Genomic DNA, 16,986 nt, shown 5'->3' on the forward strand with positions numbered 1-16,986 from the left:
CCGAGGCCGTGACGAGGAACGGAGACGTACATGCGTACGTCGAGTACCGGAATCGCGGGATCGGGGTGCGCAGTAGCCTTATGCGCCTGCCGCCAGTTGCTGTTCGAGCTGGTGCAATACCTTGTAGCACGGCAGCACACTGGCAACGCTGGCGTTGGGCTGGCGGCCTTCGCGGATGGCGGCGAAGAACTCGCGGTCCTGCAGTTCGATGCCGTTCATCGACACATCCACCTTCGACACGTCGATCTGCTCTTCCTTGCCATTGAACAGGTCGTCGTAGCGGGCGATGTAGGTGGCGGTGTCGCCGATGTAGCGGAAGAAGGTGCCCAGCGGGCCGTCGTTGTTGAAGGACAGGCTGAGGGTGCAGATGGACCCGTTGGCCGCCTTCAGCTGGATCGACATGTCCATGGCGATGCCCAGGGTCGGGTGCGGCGGGCCCTGGATGGCGTTGGCCTGCACGATGGGGCTGCCGGTCTGGTAAGCGAACAGGTCCACCGTGTGGGCGGCGTGGTGCCACAGCAGGTGGTCGGTCCAGCTGCGCGGCTGGCCCAGGGCGTTCATGTTGCTGCGGCGGAAGAAGTAGGTCTGCACATCCATCTGCTGGATGTTGAACTCGCCGCCGGCGATCTTGTTGTGCACGTACTGGTGGCTGGGGTTGAAGCGGCGGGTGTGGCCGCACATGGCGACCAGGCCGGTCTCCTGCTGCAGGCGCACCACCTCCTCGCCCTCGGCGAGGATGTCGCACATCGGGATCTCCACCTGCACGTGCTTGCCGGCCTTCAGGCAGGCGATGGCCTGGGCGGCGTGGATGGGGGTGGGGGTGCACAGGATCACCGCATCCACTTCGGGCAGGGCCAGGGCTTCGTCCAGCTCGGCGGTGACGTGGGGAATGCCGTACTTCGCGGCCACTTCACGGGTGGCATCGAGGTCCTGGCTGATCAGGGACACGACCTCGACACCGTCGATGTTCTTGATGCCGTCCAGATGCTTGATGCCGAAGGCGCCGGCGCCGGCCAGGGCGACCTTGATGGTCTTGGTGTTGGCGTTCATTTATTGGTTCTCCAGGATCAGGTGGCCCACGCCGGTGTTGGAGGCGGGCACATGGTAGAAACGATGGGCGAGCTTGGGAGCCGGGCCGCCGGCCACGTCGTCCATGGCGCCGCGGGCGATCAGCCACATGACCAGCTCGATGCCTTCGGAGCCGGCTTCGCGCACGTAGTCGATGTGCGGCACGGCCGCCGCGGCTTCCGGATCGGCGATCAGGGTGTCGAGCCAGGCGTTGTCCCATTCGCGGTTGATCAGGCCGGCGCGCGGGCCCTGCAGCTGGTGGCTCATGCCGCCGGTGCCCCAGATCTGCACCTTGAGGGCTTCGTCATAGGATTCGATGGCCTTGCGGATGGCCTTGCCCAGGTTGTAGCAGCGCCGGCCCGAGGGCACCGGGTACTGGACCACGTTGACCGCGAAGGGGATCACCGGGCAGGGCCAGGCGTCGGGGCTGCCGCACAGCAGGTTGAGGGGCACGGTGAGGCCGTGGTCCACGTCCATCTTGTTGACGATGGTCAGGTCGAAGTCGTCCTGGATCACCGACTGGGCAATGTGCGAGGCCAGTTCCGGGTGGCCGATGACGGTGGGCACCGGGCGCGGGCCGTAGCCTTCGTCGGCGGGCTTGAACTCGGCCGCGCAGCCGATCGCGAAGGTCGGGATCATCTCCAGGCTGAAGGCCGTGGCGTGGTCGTTGTAGACCAGGAAGATGACGTCCGGCTTGCTGGCTTCCATCCAGCTCCTGGACGGCTCGTAGCCCTTGAAGAGCGGCACCCAGTAGGGGTCGGTGGTCTTGCCGGTGTCGATGGCGGCGCCGATGGCCGGCACGTGGGAGGTGTAAACGGATGCGGTGATCTTGGCCATGGTCAGTCCTTCTTGCCGCCTTGCGGTTGATGATGGGCCTGGGCGTCGCCGTCCTCGCCGATGTAGCGGTTGCCTTCGACGGAGCGGCCCCCCTTGATCATCATGTCGCGGTATTGCTCTTCGCTCATGCCGGTCATGCTGCCGGCCATCTGCTGGAAGCTCTTGCCGTCGGTGGCGCCGATCTTGGCCAGGAAATAGATGTTGCCGCCCAGGGCGATGCAGCGGTTCAGGTCACGGGCCAGCACGGCCTGCTTCTGATCCTCGGTCATCAGCCATTCGTCCAGGTAGGCCCGCTCGTCCGCCTTGAAGCGGGCGCGGTTGTCGGCCTTCATCAGCGACATGCAGAACTGGTTGAGGTGGTAACCCTTGCGCGACTGATCCGCGTCGAAGATGGTCGTGCCGGGTACGTCCTTGTAGGGCTTGTCGAGCGCCATGTTGTGTCTCCTGCCTTCCCCGCGGGCCCTGCGTGGGGCCCCCGGTGGGACGGTCATTGTGATTCTTCGGGCCAGTAAAGTCGCTTGGGGTTGTCCACAAGCAGCTTCTGCTGCAGCTCGGCGGTGGGCGCCACGTGGGGGATGAAATCCACCAGCAGGCCGTCGTCGGGCATGTGGTCCTTGAGGTTGGGGTGCGGCCAGTCGGTGCCCCACAGCACGCGGTCGGGGAACGCCTCGACAACGCGGCGGGCGAAGGGCACCACGTCCCGGTAGGCGCTCCGTTCCCCATCGAGGGCCCGGGGGCCGGTGACGGACAGGCGCTCGGGGCAGCTCACCTTGCTCCACACGTTGCCGTGCTCGCGCATGAACTTGAGGAAGAGCTCGAACTCCGGCCCATCGACGGGCTTGCTCACGTCCGGGCGGCCCATGTGGTCCACCACCACGGTGGTCGGCAGCGCGGTGAAGAAGTCCCACAGCTCCGGCAGGTCCACCGCCTCGAAGTAGATCACCACGTGCCAGCCCAGGGGGGCGATGCGGGCGGCGATCTCCATCAGCTCATCCTTGGGGGTGAAGTCCACCAGGCGCTTGACGAAGTTGAAGCGCACCCCGCGCACGCCGGCGGCATGGAGGTCGTGCAGTTCCTGGTTGGTGATGCTGCGCTTCACCGTGGCCACGCCGCGGGCCTTGCCGCCGGAGCTCTGCAGCGCATCCACCAGGGCCCGGTTGTCAGCGCCGTGGCAGGTGGCCTGCACGATCACGTTGCGCTCGAAACCCAGGTGGTCGCGCAGGGCGAAGAGCTGGTGCTTGGAGGCATCGCACGGGGTGTATTTGCGCTCCGGGGCGAAGGGAAACTCTGCCCCCGGGCCGAACACGTGGCAGTGGGCATCGACAGCGCCGGCGGGCAGCTGGAAGCGGGGCTTGGACGGGCCGGAGAACCAGTCGAGCCAGCCGGGGGTCTTGGTGAATTCCATGTCTGTCCCGCCTTAGTCGATGTACTTCAGGCCCGCTTTCGCGAGGGGCTCGCGCAGCGAGTACATGTCCAGGCCCAGCTCGCCGGCGGCGAAGCGGGCGCGCTTGGCGGTCTCGTTGTTCTCGCGGGCCTCGGCGGCATCGGCCACCTGCTGGGCGATGGCGGCGGGCACCACCACCACGCCGTCGTCGTCTGCGATCACCACATCACCCGGGTTGACCACCGCACCGGCACACACCACCGGCACATTCACCGAGCCCAGGGTGGCGCGGGTGCAGCCCTTGGCATGGATGGCCCGGCTGAACACCGGAAAGCCCATGGCGGTGAGGTCCTTGACGTCGCGCACGCCGCCGTCGATGACCAGGCCCCGGGCACCGCGGGACTGGTAGGAGGTGGCCAGCAGGTCGCCGAAGAAGCCGTCGGTGCTGTCGGCGGTGCACGCCGCCACCACCACGTCGCCCGGCTGGATCTGCTCGGCGGCCACGTGCAGCATCCAGTTGTCGCCCGGCTGCATCAGCACGGTGACGGCGGGGCCACACAGGTGGGCGCCGGTGTGGATCGGGCGGATGTTCGGCTTCATCAGGCCGACGCGGCCCATCGCTTCGTGGATGGTGGCCACGCCGAAGCGCGACAGCTTTGCAACGGCAGCCGGGTCGGCGCGCTCGATGTGGCGCTTGACGACGCCGAGGGTGTTCATGGGGAGGGTCATCTGGAGTCTCCTGGTTTTCTGTGTGAATCGATGCGGGGCAATCAGAGGCCCTTGGCCTTCAGCGCACTGTCGAGGCGCGGATAGACGCGGCGGGCATTGCCTTCGTACACCTTGAAGCGCTCCTCGGCGGAGAGGTTCAGGGTGCCTTCGATGTAGCGCTTGGTGTCGTCGTAGTAGTGGCCCGTCTCCGGGTCGATGCCGCGCACGGCGCCGATCATTTCCGAGGCGAACAGGATGTTGTCCACCGGGATCACCTTGGTCAGCAGGTCGATGCCGGGCTGGTGATAGACGCAGGTGTCGAAGAAGATGTTGCCCAGCAGATGCTCCGTGAGCAGCGGTTTCTTCAGCTCCTGGGCCAGCCCGCGGAAGCGGCCCCAGTGGTAGGGCACCGCACCGCCACCGTGGGGGATCACGAACCTGAGGGTCGGGAAGTCCTTGAACAGGTCGGAGGTGAGGCACTGCATGAAGGCGGTGGTGTCCGCATTCAGGTAGTGGGCGCCGGTGGTGTGGAAGGCGCAGTTGCAGCTGGTGGACACGTGCACCATGGCCGGGATGTCGTACTCCACCATCTTCTCGTAGAGGGGGTACCAGTGGCGGTCGGACAGCGGTGGGCTGGTCCAGTGGCCGCCGGACGGGTCCGGGTTGAGGTTGATGCCGACGTTGCCGTATTCCTCGACGCACTTGACCAGCTCGGGGATGCAGCTGGCCGGATCGACGCCCGGGCTCTGCGGCAACATGGCGGCGCCGATGAAGTTGTCGGGGAAGAGCTGGCTGACCCGGTAGCACAGCTCATTGCAGATGGCCGCCCAGGTGGCGCTGACATTGAAGTCGCCGATGTGGTGGGCCATGAAGCTGGCCCGTGGCGAGAAGATGGTGAGGTCGGAGCCCCGCTCCTTCATCAGGCGCAGCTGGTTGCTCTCGATGGTCTCGCGCAGCTCGTCGTCGCTGATCTTCAGCTCCGAGACCTTCGGCATCGCCGACGGGTCCTTGATGCCGGCGATCTGGCGGTTGCGCCACGCCTCCAGCGCCTTCGGTGCCGTCGTGTAGTGGCCGTGGATGTCGATGATCATGGTCTGGCTCTCCTGGGGCGGGGTGGGTATGCGTTGAGGTATGGGTGCCATTGTCGGTGCGCCCCGGTTCATTCAATAGCAAGCTGGCGCACTAGCAGATATCGCAACTTGCGATAACGGACACCGCCAGGCCCTCTTCCGGCAAGACGTTCAAAAAGTCCAAGTCCGCCTGCCTTTTCGTCCATTCACGCTGCTCCGCCCTGTCCTTAGTCTTGCCACACGGTTCCGGCGGCGCCCGGAATGGGGCCCGGAACCGATCCCCCAATAAGACACGGAGACACGATCATGAAGACGACAACCCAGGTGGGCATCATCGGCGCTGGCCCGGCCGGCCTGCTGCTGGCCCTGCTGCTGCAGCGCAAGGGCATCGCCAGCGCGGTGCTGGAGCAGCGCAGCCGCGAAGACATCGAAGCCACCATCAAGGCCGGCGTGCTGGAGCACCCCACCGCCGAACTGCTGCGCCAGCTGGGCGTGGGCGCACGGATGGACCGGGAGGGCTTTGTCCACGAAGGCATCGAGCTGGCCTTCGGCGGCCGCCGCCACCGCATCGACCTGCCGGAGCTGACCGGCGGCAAGACCATCACGGTGTATCCGCAGCACGAGGTCATCAAGGATCTGGTGGCGGCGGTGCTGGCGGCTGGCATCAGCATCGAGTTCGGCGTGACTGCAGTCAGCCTGCATGACGTGACCAGCGCCACGCCGTCGATCCGCTACGAGAAGGATGGCGCCGCCCACGAGCTGCGCTGCGACTTCATCGGCGGCTGCGACGGCTTTCACGGCCCGTCCCGCCAGGCCATCCCGCAGGCCCTGCGCCAGGAGCACCTCAAGGCCTACCCCTGCGGCTGGTTCGGCATCCTGTGCGAAGCGCCGCCGTCCAGCGACGAGCTGATCTACGCCCAGAGCGAACGCGGCTTTGTGCTGCTCAGCACGCGCAGCCAGACGGTGCAGCGCATGTACTTCCAGTGCGACCCCAACGACCACGTGGACAACTGGTCCGACGACCGGATCTGGGCCGAATTCCAGGCCCGCCTGGCCAACGGCGACGGCTGGCAGGTGAAGGAAGGACGGATCTTCCAGAAGGGCATCATCGCCATGCGCAGCTTCATCTGCGAGACCCTGCGCCACGGCCGCCTGTTCCTGGCCGGCGACTCGGCCCACATCGTGCCCCCCACCGGCGCCAAGGGCCTCAACCTGGCGGCCGGCGACGTGGTGCTGCTGAGCCGCGCCATCACCACCTACTACCGGCAGGACAGCGAAGCCGGCCTCGACGCCTACGCCACTCAGGCCCTCAAGCGGATCTGGCGTGGCGAGCACTTCTCCTGGTGGATGACCCAGATGCTCCACGACTTCGAGGGCGAGGACAGCATCACCCGCCGCTTCCGCCGCGCCCAGCTGGACTACGTGGTGAGCTCCCGCGCCGCCGCCATGTCCCTGGCCGAAAACTACGTGGGCCTGCCCTTCGAGGGCATCGAGTCGGTCTGATCCAGCAGCCGAGCCATACAGGAATGCGCTAGCAGCTATGTGACCTGGGCGCTTCCGGCGCCGCGCGGCGAGAGGCACACTGCCTTGCCGCGCGGCTCTCCGCCGTGGCCGGCCAGCCGGAGTGCCGCAATGTCCATGTCGATGTCCATTCCCAACTTCAGCCTCTACGGCGACCCGGCGCAGAGCGCGCCGGAGCTGTTCCACATCGAGGACATCTCGTCGCGCAGCCGCGGCCTCGACTGGGAGATCCAGCCGCACATCCACAAAGGGATCTACCAGATCGTGTGGATCGCCGACGGCCACGCCCGCATCACCCTCGACACCGGCCGGCGCGAGGCCGACGGCCCCGTCGCGGTGGCCATTCCGCCCGGCACCGTGCATGGCTTCAGCTTCTCCCCGGAGACCCGCGGCTGGGTCCTGACCCTGGGCGGCCACGGCCTGCTCGACGGCGACCTGGCCCGCACCGGGGATGCCCTGCGGACGCTCTTCAGCGCCCCGGTGGTGCTGCCCCTGGCCCGGGACGACAGCACGGCAACCCGCCTCGGGACGCTCTTCGAGGAGCTCACCGCCAGCTTCCTGACCCCCGGCCTCGGCGGCTCCCCCGTCCTGCACTGGCTCAGCCAGGCGATCCTGTGGCACCTGTCCCAGGCCCTGGTCCGCGACGAGGCCGCCAACCCGCGGGCATCCGGCCACCAGGCGCTGTTCACCCGCTTCGCCCTGCTGGTCGAGGCCCACCATACCGAGCACTGGCCGGTGGCCCGCTACGCTGCCCAGCTGGGCATGAGCAGCCCGCGCCTGAACCGCCTGACCCGGGAACAGTGCGGGCTCACCGCCCTCGACATGATCCACGAGCGGGTCACCCGCGAGGCCTGCCGCCAGCTCCTGTACACCACCGAGCCGGTCACCGCGGTAGCCGCCGGCCTGGGCTTCGACGACCCGGCCTACTTCTGCCGCTTCATCAAGCGCCGCACCGGGCTCAGCCCGTCCCTGTACCGGCACAGCCAGGGGGAGTGAGGCCCTGCCCAGCGGCCGCCGATTGGGCGACAATGCGGCCGCTGCCCTTACCGAGACACCCCACATGAGCGCAAGCCCGACTGCCGCCTCCCCCATCAGCCGCATCGCCAAACGCAAGGCCAAGCCCGGCTGCGAATCCGCCTACGAGGCCGTGGTGCGCGGCATGTTCGCCGAGACCGGCAAGTTCCCCGGCTTTCTCGGCGCCGACCTGATCCCGCCCCAGGGGCCCGATGAGGTCTACCAGGTCGTCATGCGCTTCGCCTCCCAGGCCGACCTCGACCGCTGGGACGCCTCCGAAGCCCGCCAGCAATGGCACGAGCGCCTCAGCACGGTGGCCGACGGCGACCCCGACTACCGCTTGTTGACCGGCCTGGAAGCCTGGTTTGCGCTGCCTGCGGCACCCGGCAACCAGCCTCCGGTGCGCTGGAAGATGGCCGCGCTGACCTGGCTGGGGATCTTCCCGACGGTGTCACTGCTGCTCTTCTTTGTCGCGCCGCTGCTGGGCGCCCTGCCCTTCCTGGTCCGCACCGCGATCATCACCGGGCTTGCCGTGCTGATGATGACCTGGCTGGTCATGCCCCGCCTGGTCGGCCGGTTCAAGGGCTGGCTCACACGTACTTGATGATGATTCAATGACAAAGAGCCCGGATCTCTCCGGGCTCTTTGTCAGGCAGCTCCGATCAAGCCTGTCACCGCCTCAGTGGGCCGCCACCTCCGTGGCCTTGCCGCGTCCATTGCCTCCATTGCCAGCCTTCTCCGGGTGCACCGCCTGCTTGACCAGCAGGGCCGCCACGGCGATGAAGGCCGGGATGGCGACCACCGTGAAGATCTGGTCGAAGCGCATCTGCATGGCCGACAGCTGGGCCACCAGGAAAGAACCGGCGATCCCGCCGAAGCGGCCGATGCCGAGCATCCAGGCCACCCCGGTGGCCCGTCCGCGGGTCGGGTAGAAGGCCGCCGCCAGGGCCGGCATCGACGACTGGGCGGTGTTCATGATCGCCCCTGCGCCGAACACCACGGCCACCAGCAGGCCCACGTTGCCGACCACCTGGCCGATGGCGAAGATCGCCAGCGCGGTGAGGGCGTAACCGATGGCGATCACCCGGTTGGCGTTGAAGCGGTCCATCAGCCAGCCGAACAGGATGGCGCCGACGCCGCCCAGCGGGAACAGGGCCGAGATCAGGGTCGCATCGCGGGGCGCCAGGCCGGCATCCTTGAACAGCACCGGCATCCAGTTGATCAGCGCATAGAAGATCACCAGGCCCATGAAATAGGCCACCCACAGGGACACCGAGCCGACCACGTAGGCCCGCGACAGCACCACCCCCACGCCGCTGCCGGCCGACCCGGCGGCCGACTGCTCGCTCAGCACGAAGCGCCCGGCATTGGCCGCCGAGGCACCGATACGCGCCAGCACCGCCCGGATGCGCTCCACCGGGAAGCCCTTGGCCACCATGTAGCGCACCGACTCCGGCAGCAGGAAGAGCAGCGCCACGGTGAGCACCAGCGGGGCGATGCCGCCCAGCAGCAGCACGCTGCGCCAGCCCCACTGGGGGATCATCCAGGCCGCCAGGAAGCCGCCCAGGGAGGCCCCCAGCGGAAAGCCGCAGAACATGGCGTTGGTGAGGGTGGCGCGCCGCGCACCGGGGCAGTACTCGCTCATCAGCGTCACCGCGTTGGGCATCGCCGCGCCCAGGCCGATGCCGGTGATGAAGCGCAGCACGGTCAGCTCGGTCAGGCTTGAGGCGAAGGACGAGGCCAGGCAGGCCACACCGAACAGCAGCACCGAGGCGACCAGCAGGCGCTTGCGGCCGAAGCGGTCGGCCAGCGGACCGGCCGACAGGGCGCCGGCGGCCAGGCCGAACAGCGCCGCGCTGAGCACCGGCGCCAGGGCCGGCTTGGACACACCCCACTCCTTGATCAGCGAGGGCGCGATGTAGCCGATGGCGGCGGTGTCGAAACCGTCCAGCAGCACGATGAAGAAACACAGCCCGAAGACCAGCCACTGGAAGCCGGAAAACGGGTGCTGGTCGAGGAACTGCTGGACGTCCACGTCCTGGTTGCGGGTCATTGTTTGTCTCCTTGCCACGCCCGCAGGGGCGCAGCCATTCGCGGATTATTTATGGGTTTTATTGTTGCGCCTTGCGGCGTTCAGGCTTTTTTTGCCTGCTCAACCCTTCCACACCGCCGACGGCACCATGACCTCGCCCCGCATGATCAGGCGGGCCGTGCGCAGCAAGGCTGCGCGGGTGACGTTTTGCGGGTTGGCGGAGTCGAGTTCCAGCTCCACCGAAAACTCCCCGGTGGGGTGTTCGACGGAAACGGATCTGACGGCACCGCCCGGAACGCGGGCGATGCCTTCCGTCACCGAGCCATCCAGCACGCAGGCGGTGGCCACGGTGACCGCTGCCAGCACGCCGATGGCGTCGTGGCAGACATGGGGAATGAAGCTGCGGGTGGTGAGGCTGCCGCCATCGCGGGGCGGTGCCACCAGGGTCATCTTGGGATAGTTGCGCTGGGTCACGTCGCCCAGGCCCATGGCGTGGCCGCAGGCGATGCGCAGGCGCTCCAGGCGATCCTTCAGTTCGGTGTCGGCGTTCATCTCGGCCACGCTCTCGTAGCCCGTGCGGCCCACATCGGCGGCCCGCAGGATGACCAGCGGCATGCCGTTGTCGATGCAGCTCACCTCCAGCCCGTCGATCAGGTCACGGACCTTGCCGGTGGGCAGCAGGCCGGAACACACCGACCCGGCGGTATCCAGGAAGTTGATGGTGATCGGCGATGAACTCCCGGGCACGCCGTCGATGCGCGCCTCCCCCTCGTACTCCACCCGGCCGCCGGGGGTGGCCACGGTGATGTCGCACTGCATGTCGGTATTGAGGGTCAGCACGCGGAAGGTGCTGGTCTCGCCACGGGCCTCGAGCAGGCCGGACTCCAGGGCAAAGGGCACCACCGCGGCCAGCATGTTGCCGCAGTTGGGGGTGGTGTCCACGGTGTCCTTATCAGGCTGCAGCTGGGCGAACAGGAACTCCAGGTCCACCCCCGGCAGGGTGCTGGTCGACACGATGCCGACCTTGCTGGTGAGGGGGTGGGCGCCGCCCAGGCCGTCGATCTGGCGCCGGTCGGGCGAGCCCATCACGGCGAGCAGCACCTGGTCACGGGTGGCCATGTCGGCAGGCAGGTCCGAAGCCTTGAAGAAGGGCCCCCGGGAGGTGCCGCCGCGCATGAAGCAGGTTTTGATTGGCGTTTGCATGGGCACATTCTTGCCCTGCACCCGTGCCGGCAATAGAAGCCCGGGCCACTAACAGCTATATCAGTTTGTGATACCTTAACCCAATCCATCCCGAACGCATCTGGCCACCATGGACCTGAAACAGCTGGAGTATTTTGTGCGCGTGGCCGAACTGGGCAGCTTCACCCGCGCCTCCATCGTGCTCGACATCGCCCAGCCCGCCCTGAGCCGGCAGATCCGCCTGCTGGAGGTCGAGCTGCATCAGAACATCCTGCTGCGCAACGGCCGGGGGGTCACCCTGACCGAAGCCGGCAAGGTGCTGCTCGAGCACAGCCGCGGCATCCTGCACCAGGTGGAGCGGGCCCGCGAGGAAGTCGGCCGGGTGCGCGGCGCCCTCACCGGCCGGGTCGCCGTCGGTCTGCCGCCCAGCCTCGCCAAGCGCATCACCGTGCCCCTCACGCGGGCCTTCCGGGAGCGCTTGCCGGACGCATCCCTGTGCATCCGCGAGGGCCTGTCGATGACCATGCAGGAATCCATCGTCTCCGGCCGGCTCGACATCGCCCTGGTCTACAACGCCACCCCGACGCCGGAAATCGACATCCAGCCCCTGCTCGACGAAGAACTCTTCCTGATCCGCCGGGCCGAGGGCCAACTGCCCCGACCGGTCCCCCTCGACGAGGTGGCCGCCAGCCCGCTGATCGCCCCCAGCCGACCCAACGCCATCCGCATGCTGGTGGAGAGCACCCTCGCCAACGCCGGGCTGCGCCCGCGCATCGTCCTGGAGATCGACGGCGTCACCGCCATCCTCGACCTGGTGGCCGACGGCGCCGGCTGCGCAGTGCTGTCGCGCAATGCCATCTCCACCTCGGACAAGGGCGCCCAGCTCGTCGCCCACCCCATCACCCCCCCGCTGATGAGCCGCCTGTCCATCGCCGTCAGCGCCCAGCGTCCGGCCACTGCCACCCAGGCGGCCATGCAGGACATCATCCGGGAACTATTGGCGGGCTCGAAACACTGACAAGGCAGGATGCCAGCCCGGCACCTCTCTGGCACCATGCAGGCACTACAACGAAAAAACCCGAGCCATGACCACCTCCCTCCCCGAGCCTTCCCTCCCGCTTTCCTTCCTTGACCTGGTCGCCGTCCGCGAGGGCGGCACGGTGGCCGACGCCCTGGCCATCTCCCTGCGCACCGCCCGCCACGCCGAGGCCCTGGGCTTCAGCCGCTACTGGCTGGCCGAACACCACAACATGGCCGGCATCGCCAGCTCGGCCACCGCCGTGCTGGTGGGTCACATCGCCGGCGGCACCTCCACCATCCGGGTCGGCTCCGGCGGCGTGATGCTGCCCAACCATGCCCCCCTGGTGGTGGCCGAAGCCTTCGGCACCCTGGCCGAGCTCTTTCCCGGCCGCATCGACCTGGGCCTGGGCCGCGCCCCCGGCACCGACGGGCTGACCATGCGGGCCCTGCGCCGCGACCGTGTAGAGCGGGAAGAAGACTTCCCCCGCGACGTGGCCGAGCTGCAACAGCTGCTCGCCCCGGCCGAACCCGGCCAGCGCCTGATCGCCATGCCCGGCGCCGGCACCCGGGTGCCGATCTGGCTGCTCGGCTCCAGCCTGTTCTCGGCCCGCCTGGCCGCCGAGCGGGGCCTGCCCTATGCCTTCGCCTCGCACTTTGCGCCGCGCCTGCTGCTGCAGGCGGTGGACCTGTACCGGACCCACTTCCGCCCGTCGGAGCAGCTGGCCGAACCCTATGTGATCATTGGTGTGCCGCTGATCGCCGCGCCCACCGACGAAGAAGCCGAATACCTGGCCAGCAGCACCTTCCAGCGCGTGCTCGGCATCCTGCGCGGCGACCGCCGCCGCCTGCAGCCGCCCAAGGAGAACTTCATGGCCGGGCTGTCGGCAGAAGAACGCGCGGGCATTGCCGAATTTTTGGGCGCCGCGGTGATCGGCGGCCCGGACACCGTGCGCGATGGCCTGGCCCGCCTGGTGGCCGCCACCGGCGCCGACGAGGTGATGCTGGTCAGCGACGTCTTCGACGCCGACCTGCGCCTGCGCTGCCTGGACATCGCCGCCGCGGTACGGCCCTAAACCCCCTGCGCTCCTGAGCCCTGCTCCCCGGCCCCGGGCCGGCGCTCAGCCCGGCGGGGGCCGCTCCCCACCCGCCGCCCGGCAGCGCGCCAGGGTCTCGCACAGCTCGACGAAGTTGAAGGGCTTGGAGATGAAGCCGTCCATGCCGGCAGCCAGGCATTTGTCCCTGTCCCTGGGCATCGCGTGGGCCGTCATGGCGATGATGGGGAGCCCGCTCCAGCGCGGGTCGCGGCGGATCTGCCCGGTAGCCTCGTAGCCATCCATGCCGGGCATCTGGATATCCATCAACACGGCCTCCACGCCTTTCGCCCACTCCCGGTCCAGGGTCTTGAGCGCCTCCTCGCCACTGCCGGCGATGATCACCTCCACACCAGCCACCTGGTTCAGCATGTCGGAAGCCACCAGCTGGTTGAAGGCATTGTCCTCCACCAGAAGCACCCGCATCCCCTTGATGCGCTCCATCGCCACGCTGCCCGGCTCGGGCTCCGGGGCGCCAGCCGCGGGCCGCTCGCCCCCCGGCTGCAGGCCGGCCAACACACTGGCCAGCTCCGGGCCGTTCAAAGGCTTGGCCAGGAGAGCATCCACCTGGTCCACGTGCTCCTGGTCACTGGCCGCATCGATGCCATAGGCCGTCACCAGCACGATGCGCGGCTGGACCCGGGGCGCCAGGGTCTGGCGGATCCGCAGGGCCGTCTCCAGGCCATCCATCTCCGGCATCCGCCAGTCCATCAGGACCGCGTCGTAGGGTTGCTCGCCGCGCGCCGCCCGGTCCAGGCAGCTCAGCGCCTCGGCCCCCGAGGCCAGCGCATCGCCCTTCACCCCCAGGCCCGCCAGCACATGCAGGGCAATCTCCCGGGCCCGCGCGCTGTCGTCCACCACCAGCACCCGCAAGCCGCGGATGTCCGGCTGCGTCCGCCCCGGCGCATCGGCCGACGCGTCCGCCAACTCGAACAGCGCCGTGAAACGGAACTCGCTGCCCAGACCCGGCGCGCTCAGCGCGCTGATTTCGCCGCCCATCATGCTCACCAGCTGCTTGCTGATCGCCAAGCCCAGGCCGGTGCCGCCGAAGCGCCGCGCATGGGAGGCGTCCGCCTGGCTGAAGGCCTTGAACAGGGAGGCGATCTGCTCCCGGTTCATGCCGATGCCCGGGTCCACCACCGAAAAGGCCAGCATCACCTGCCGGCCCTCCCGCGACACCTGCTGCACATCCACCACGATCTCCCCCCGCTCCGAGAACTTGATGGCATTGCCGCACAGGTTCATCAGCACCTGGCCCAGCCGCAGGGCATCGCCCGACAGCGCCAGCGGCACATCCGGCGCCAGGCGAACGAGCAGTTCCAGTCCCTTCTCGGCGGCCCGCGCGCCAAGCATCGTGGCCACGTTGTAGACCACCTCCACGGGGTTGAAGACCCGCTGCTCGAGATCGAGCTTGCCGGCTTCGATCTTCGAAAAGTCCAGGATGTCGTTGATCAGGCTCAGCAGCGACTCCGCCGCCGTGGCAACCTTCCGGAGGTAGTTTCGCTCCTTCCTCTCCAGCGGCCCGCGCAGCGCCAGCTGGGTCATGCCGATGATGGCGTTCATGGGAGTGCGGATCTCGTGGCTCATGTTGGCCAGGAACTCGCTCTTGGCCCGCGTCGCCGCCTCGGCCGCGTCCCGCGCACCAGACAAGGCCTCGTTGCTCCGGGCCAGGGCCTGGTTGGCCTGGGCCAGCTCCCCGGTGCGCTGCTTCACTTCGTTCTCGAGGCTGTCCTGGTAGCGCTGCATGGCCGCCTCGGTGCGCACCCCCTCGAGCTCCTGGGCCGCCCGTGAGGCTACGATCTGCAGCACCGAGCGGGCCCGCTCGGGGTGGTGCAGCAGGCTCTGCCCGGTGGCCACGATGAAGCCGATGGACTCCCCCGCCGCATCCCACAGGGCCGCCGCCACGTAGCTCTCCACCTGCCATTCGTCCAGCAGCCGGGATGGCGACAATTGCCGGCGCGCATCCGCCGGCACGATGCGGATATCCGGATGCTCCGCCAGGGCCTCGCCGGCCAGGCCTGCGACCTCGTCCGGATCGAGCTGCAATGCCGCGCCCCAGCCCATGGCCCCCATCACCTCGAAGGTCTGCCCCTGCACCCGGCGCAGCAGCACCGCGTGGTCGAGCTTGAGCACGCGGCACAGGAAGGCGCTGAGGTCCGACGCGAAGGCGCGGTGGGCCAGCTGCCCTACCGTGGCCCGCTGCGCCACGAAGTACAGGGCCGATTCGATGGCCTTGCGGGCACTCACGTCGGTGAAGGTCAAGCGCAGGATGCGCTGCCCGGCATTGGGCAGCTTGACCACGCGCAGCTCGCAGTCGATCTCCTCGCCATCGCTCTGCCGCAGTACGCCCCGCTCCACCGCCACCACCTCACCGGCCAGGGCACGCCGCTCGACGTCCGCCATGGACTCGTCCAGCGAGGTGTCGCCGGCCGGCGGCTTCCGATAGAAATCCCGCAGGGCGTTGCCCAGCAGGACCTCGCGGCTGCATCCGAAGAGCCTGAGGGCGTTGGCATTGGCGTCGATGATCCGCTTGGTATCCAGGTCATAGGTGAGGATCGCCTCGGGCGCCGCCTCGATCATCACCCGCGAGCGGGCCTCGCTCGCGCTGGCGGCCTGCTCCGCAAGGCGGCGGCGACGCCCCTGCAGCAGCAGGGCCACGATCAGCACGCCCATCAGCCCGAAAGCCACCAGCGCCACAATGACCTGCGGGCGATACTCCAGCCAGAGCGAGGGTGGCCGGTCGAGCAGCACCGCATCTTCCGGCAATCGTGTCGAATCAACCTCCCACTTCACCAGCTGCGGCCAGTTGAAGACGGGCACAAAGGGCGGATCGAAGACCAGCAGCGGCTCCTTCAGCACCAGCTCGCCCTTCAGGTAGCGGACCGCGATGCTCCCCAGGTAGCGTCCGAACTCGTCGGTCTTGATCACCGCACCGCCGATCACGCCAAAGCGCAGGAAGGGCTCCGACGTGACGAAGAGGGGGGCCGACGTCGCCCCCGCCAGGGTCTTCGCCACCTCCACAGGCACAAAAGTCCGGCCCTCCACATCACCGAAATACGGCGTCAACAGCACCACGGTGTGCTCATCGGCCCGCGCCACCCGCGCCAGCATCTGGTCGTAGGTGAGCGTATCGGTGTATTCGATCTGCACCCGGTCGGCAAACTGCGCCAGCTCGGCACGGGCCAGAGAGGCATAGGGTGCATCGGTGCGCCCACCCCCCACCACCACCAGGAAGGTGCGCGTATCGGGAAACAGCGACAGCGCGTACTTCGCGTTGGGAATGTTCTGCGGCCGCCACGGCACATGGATCAGGGGCGCCGTGCCCGCCAGGTTCCCGGCATCCAGCATCGGCACATTGGTGATGATCGCCGCGTCCGGAAAGAGCTTCCGCCCCTCCCGCTGCGCGTACTCAAGCGCCAGCGGCCCTTGGGCAAAGACGATCGCGATCTTCTTGCCGGCGATGCGCAACTGCAGCAGACGGGTGAACGCCTCCCGATGCTCGGCCCCCGGGTTGCGGTTGAAGTCCAGGTACTCGACATTGATGTCGGCCACACTCAGACCTGCCTCCCGGACCGCCGTCAACACCCCCTTGCTGGTCCCATCCACCACGGGGTAGCCGACCTGGTCGGCGTGCAACACCAGCAACCACTTCCTGTCCGGCACATCGGCAGCCCGCGCCTGACTGAACAACAGCCCCAGCACGAGGAGAAATACTAGCTGGACAGCACGACAGCAATGTTCGCCGGGCCGGGTCATCGGATCTCTCTTATCTGCAGATGACACACTAAATCACGTTATAAACCTCAGCGGCAAGCGTGATTTACATAGCGGCATGCGAGGGGGGCCTGGCCGGCCCCTGCATCAACGTTCCACCACAAAGCGCCTCAAGGGCGTCGGCTCACCTGTCTTTGAAGAAACGAGGTCTGAAGGGCTGATCCCGAGCGCCCCCCGCAATACGCCATGCCGAATGTGGTTGGCCCTGCTGGCTCGAACTCAAGCCCAGGGAGCGGTATCGAACAGACGGATATTCAGAACCGAGTAGGTTTGAGGCATTAGCTG

Annotated in this window: 14 protein-coding genes; 5 read left to right on the top strand and 9 right to left on the bottom strand. The window is 67.9% G+C overall.

The genetic code is table 11. The annotated features are described in order from the left end of the window. Window positions 1-78 precede the first annotated feature (78 nt). The 6 genes from HHL15_RS13205 to HHL15_RS13230 are packed head-to-tail and all read right to left on the bottom strand — an operon-like array spanning window position 79 to window position 5,088. Window positions 79-1,050, bottom strand: a complete 972-nt coding sequence (locus HHL15_RS13205; protein WP_169146244.1) for a Gfo/Idh/MocA family oxidoreductase — start codon at window positions 1,048-1,050, stop codon at window positions 79-81. Then, window positions 1,051-1,905: a class III extradiol dioxygenase subunit beta gene (locus tag HHL15_RS13210; RefSeq protein WP_169146245.1), complete on the bottom strand. Its 855-nt coding sequence runs from the start codon at window positions 1,903-1,905 to the stop codon at window positions 1,051-1,053. It abuts the gene before it with no gap. 2 nt (window positions 1,906-1,907) lie between these two features. Next, entirely contained in the window at window positions 1,908-2,339 is a 432-nt protein-coding gene (ligA, locus tag HHL15_RS13215; RefSeq protein WP_169146246.1) for a protocatechuate 4,5-dioxygenase subunit alpha, read from the bottom strand. Between the two features lie 53 nt (window positions 2,340-2,392). Beyond that, entirely contained in the window at window positions 2,393-3,310 is a 918-nt protein-coding gene (locus HHL15_RS13220) for an amidohydrolase family protein (RefSeq protein ID WP_169146247.1), read from the bottom strand. A gap of 12 nt (window positions 3,311-3,322) precedes the next feature. After that, window positions 3,323-4,018: a 4-carboxy-4-hydroxy-2-oxoadipate aldolase/oxaloacetate decarboxylase gene (ligK, locus tag HHL15_RS13225; RefSeq protein WP_169146248.1), complete on the bottom strand. Its 696-nt coding sequence runs from the start codon at window positions 4,016-4,018 to the stop codon at window positions 3,323-3,325. Window positions 4,019-4,059: 41 nt separating this feature from the next. Then, entirely contained in the window at window positions 4,060-5,088 is a 1,029-nt protein-coding gene (locus tag HHL15_RS13230; RefSeq protein ID WP_169146249.1) for an amidohydrolase family protein, read from the bottom strand. 285 nt (window positions 5,089-5,373) lie between these two features. Here HHL15_RS13230 and HHL15_RS13235 point away from each other — a divergent pair, with 285 nt between their 5' ends. From HHL15_RS13235 to HHL15_RS13245, 3 genes are all read left to right on the top strand, one after another. Next, complete coding sequence (locus HHL15_RS13235) at window positions 5,374-6,570, top strand: 4-hydroxybenzoate 3-monooxygenase (protein WP_169146250.1); 1,197 nt, start codon at window positions 5,374-5,376, stop codon at window positions 6,568-6,570. A 129-nt stretch (window positions 6,571-6,699) separates the two neighbouring features. Continuing rightward, window positions 6,700-7,584, top strand: coding sequence for a helix-turn-helix domain-containing protein (locus tag HHL15_RS13240; RefSeq protein ID WP_169146251.1), 885 nt, complete (start codon window positions 6,700-6,702; stop codon window positions 7,582-7,584). A gap of 64 nt (window positions 7,585-7,648) precedes the next feature. Further along, a complete protein-coding gene (locus HHL15_RS13245; protein ID WP_169146252.1) occupies window positions 7,649-8,206 on the top strand; it encodes an antibiotic biosynthesis monooxygenase in 558 nt (185 codons plus the stop codon). Window positions 8,207-8,281: 75 nt separating this feature from the next. On the opposite strand, the gene HHL15_RS13250 is transcribed toward HHL15_RS13245, so the two are convergent. Together HHL15_RS13250 and HHL15_RS13255 are read right to left on the bottom strand one after the other, a co-directional pair. Then, window positions 8,282-9,655: an MFS transporter gene (locus tag HHL15_RS13250; RefSeq protein ID WP_169146253.1), complete on the bottom strand. Its 1,374-nt coding sequence runs from the start codon at window positions 9,653-9,655 to the stop codon at window positions 8,282-8,284. Between the two features lie 99 nt (window positions 9,656-9,754). Then, a complete protein-coding gene (locus HHL15_RS13255) occupies window positions 9,755-10,837 on the bottom strand; it encodes a 4-oxalomesaconate tautomerase (RefSeq protein WP_169146254.1) in 1,083 nt (360 codons plus the stop codon). Window positions 10,838-10,946: 109 nt separating this feature from the next. Here HHL15_RS13255 and HHL15_RS13260 point away from each other — a divergent pair, with 109 nt between their 5' ends. Further along, window positions 10,947-11,834: a LysR substrate-binding domain-containing protein gene (locus tag HHL15_RS13260; protein ID WP_169146255.1), complete on the top strand. Its 888-nt coding sequence runs from the start codon at window positions 10,947-10,949 to the stop codon at window positions 11,832-11,834. A gap of 67 nt (window positions 11,835-11,901) precedes the next feature. Beyond that, the gene (locus HHL15_RS13265) at window positions 11,902-12,909 is read left to right on the top strand and encodes an LLM class flavin-dependent oxidoreductase (RefSeq protein WP_169146256.1); all 1,008 of its coding nucleotides are present in this window, start codon (window positions 11,902-11,904) and stop codon (window positions 12,907-12,909) included. 45 nt (window positions 12,910-12,954) lie between these two features. Here HHL15_RS13265 and HHL15_RS13270 read toward each other — a convergent pair whose 3' ends face one another. After that, entirely contained in the window at window positions 12,955-16,683 is a 3,729-nt protein-coding gene (locus HHL15_RS13270; RefSeq protein WP_169146257.1) for a response regulator, read from the bottom strand. Window positions 16,684-16,986: the final 303 nt, after the last annotated feature.

The organism is Zoogloea dura (genome assembly GCF_012927165.1).
Classification (GTDB): Bacteria; Pseudomonadota; Gammaproteobacteria; order Burkholderiales; family Rhodocyclaceae; genus Zoogloea; species Zoogloea dura.

Excerpts from the sequence above, each read along its gene's own strand:
- HHL15_RS13220 (WP_169146247.1), bottom strand. The coding sequence starts at position 3,310 with ATGGAATTCACCAAGACCCCCGGCTGGCTCGACTGGTTCTCCGGCCCG.
- ligK (WP_169146248.1), bottom strand. The coding sequence starts at position 4,018 with ATGACCCTCCCCATGAACACCCTCGGCGTCGTCAAGCGCCACATCGAG.
- HHL15_RS13255 (WP_169146254.1), bottom strand. The coding sequence starts at position 10,837 with ATGCAAACGCCAATCAAAACCTGCTTCATGCGCGGCGGCACCTCCCGG.
- HHL15_RS13230 (WP_169146249.1), bottom strand. The coding sequence starts at position 5,088 with ATGATCATCGACATCCACGGCCACTACACGACGGCACCGAAGGCGCTG.
- HHL15_RS13260 (WP_169146255.1), top strand. The coding sequence starts at position 10,947 with ATGGACCTGAAACAGCTGGAGTATTTTGTGCGCGTGGCCGAACTGGGC.
- HHL15_RS13245 (WP_169146252.1), top strand. The coding sequence starts at position 7,649 with ATGAGCGCAAGCCCGACTGCCGCCTCCCCCATCAGCCGCATCGCCAAA.
- HHL15_RS13210 (WP_169146245.1), bottom strand. The coding sequence starts at position 1,905 with ATGGCCAAGATCACCGCATCCGTTTACACCTCCCACGTGCCGGCCATC.
- HHL15_RS13250 (WP_169146253.1), bottom strand. The coding sequence starts at position 9,655 with ATGACCCGCAACCAGGACGTGGACGTCCAGCAGTTCCTCGACCAGCAC.
- HHL15_RS13240 (WP_169146251.1), top strand. The coding sequence starts at position 6,700 with ATGTCCATGTCGATGTCCATTCCCAACTTCAGCCTCTACGGCGACCCG.
- HHL15_RS13270 (WP_169146257.1), bottom strand. The coding sequence starts at position 16,683 with ATGACCCGGCCCGGCGAACATTGCTGTCGTGCTGTCCAGCTAGTATTT.
- HHL15_RS13265 (WP_169146256.1), top strand. The coding sequence starts at position 11,902 with ATGACCACCTCCCTCCCCGAGCCTTCCCTCCCGCTTTCCTTCCTTGAC.
- HHL15_RS13205 (WP_169146244.1), bottom strand. The coding sequence starts at position 1,050 with ATGAACGCCAACACCAAGACCATCAAGGTCGCCCTGGCCGGCGCCGGC.
- ligA (WP_169146246.1), bottom strand. The coding sequence starts at position 2,339 with ATGGCGCTCGACAAGCCCTACAAGGACGTACCCGGCACGACCATCTTC.
- HHL15_RS13235 (WP_169146250.1), top strand. The coding sequence starts at position 5,374 with ATGAAGACGACAACCCAGGTGGGCATCATCGGCGCTGGCCCGGCCGGC.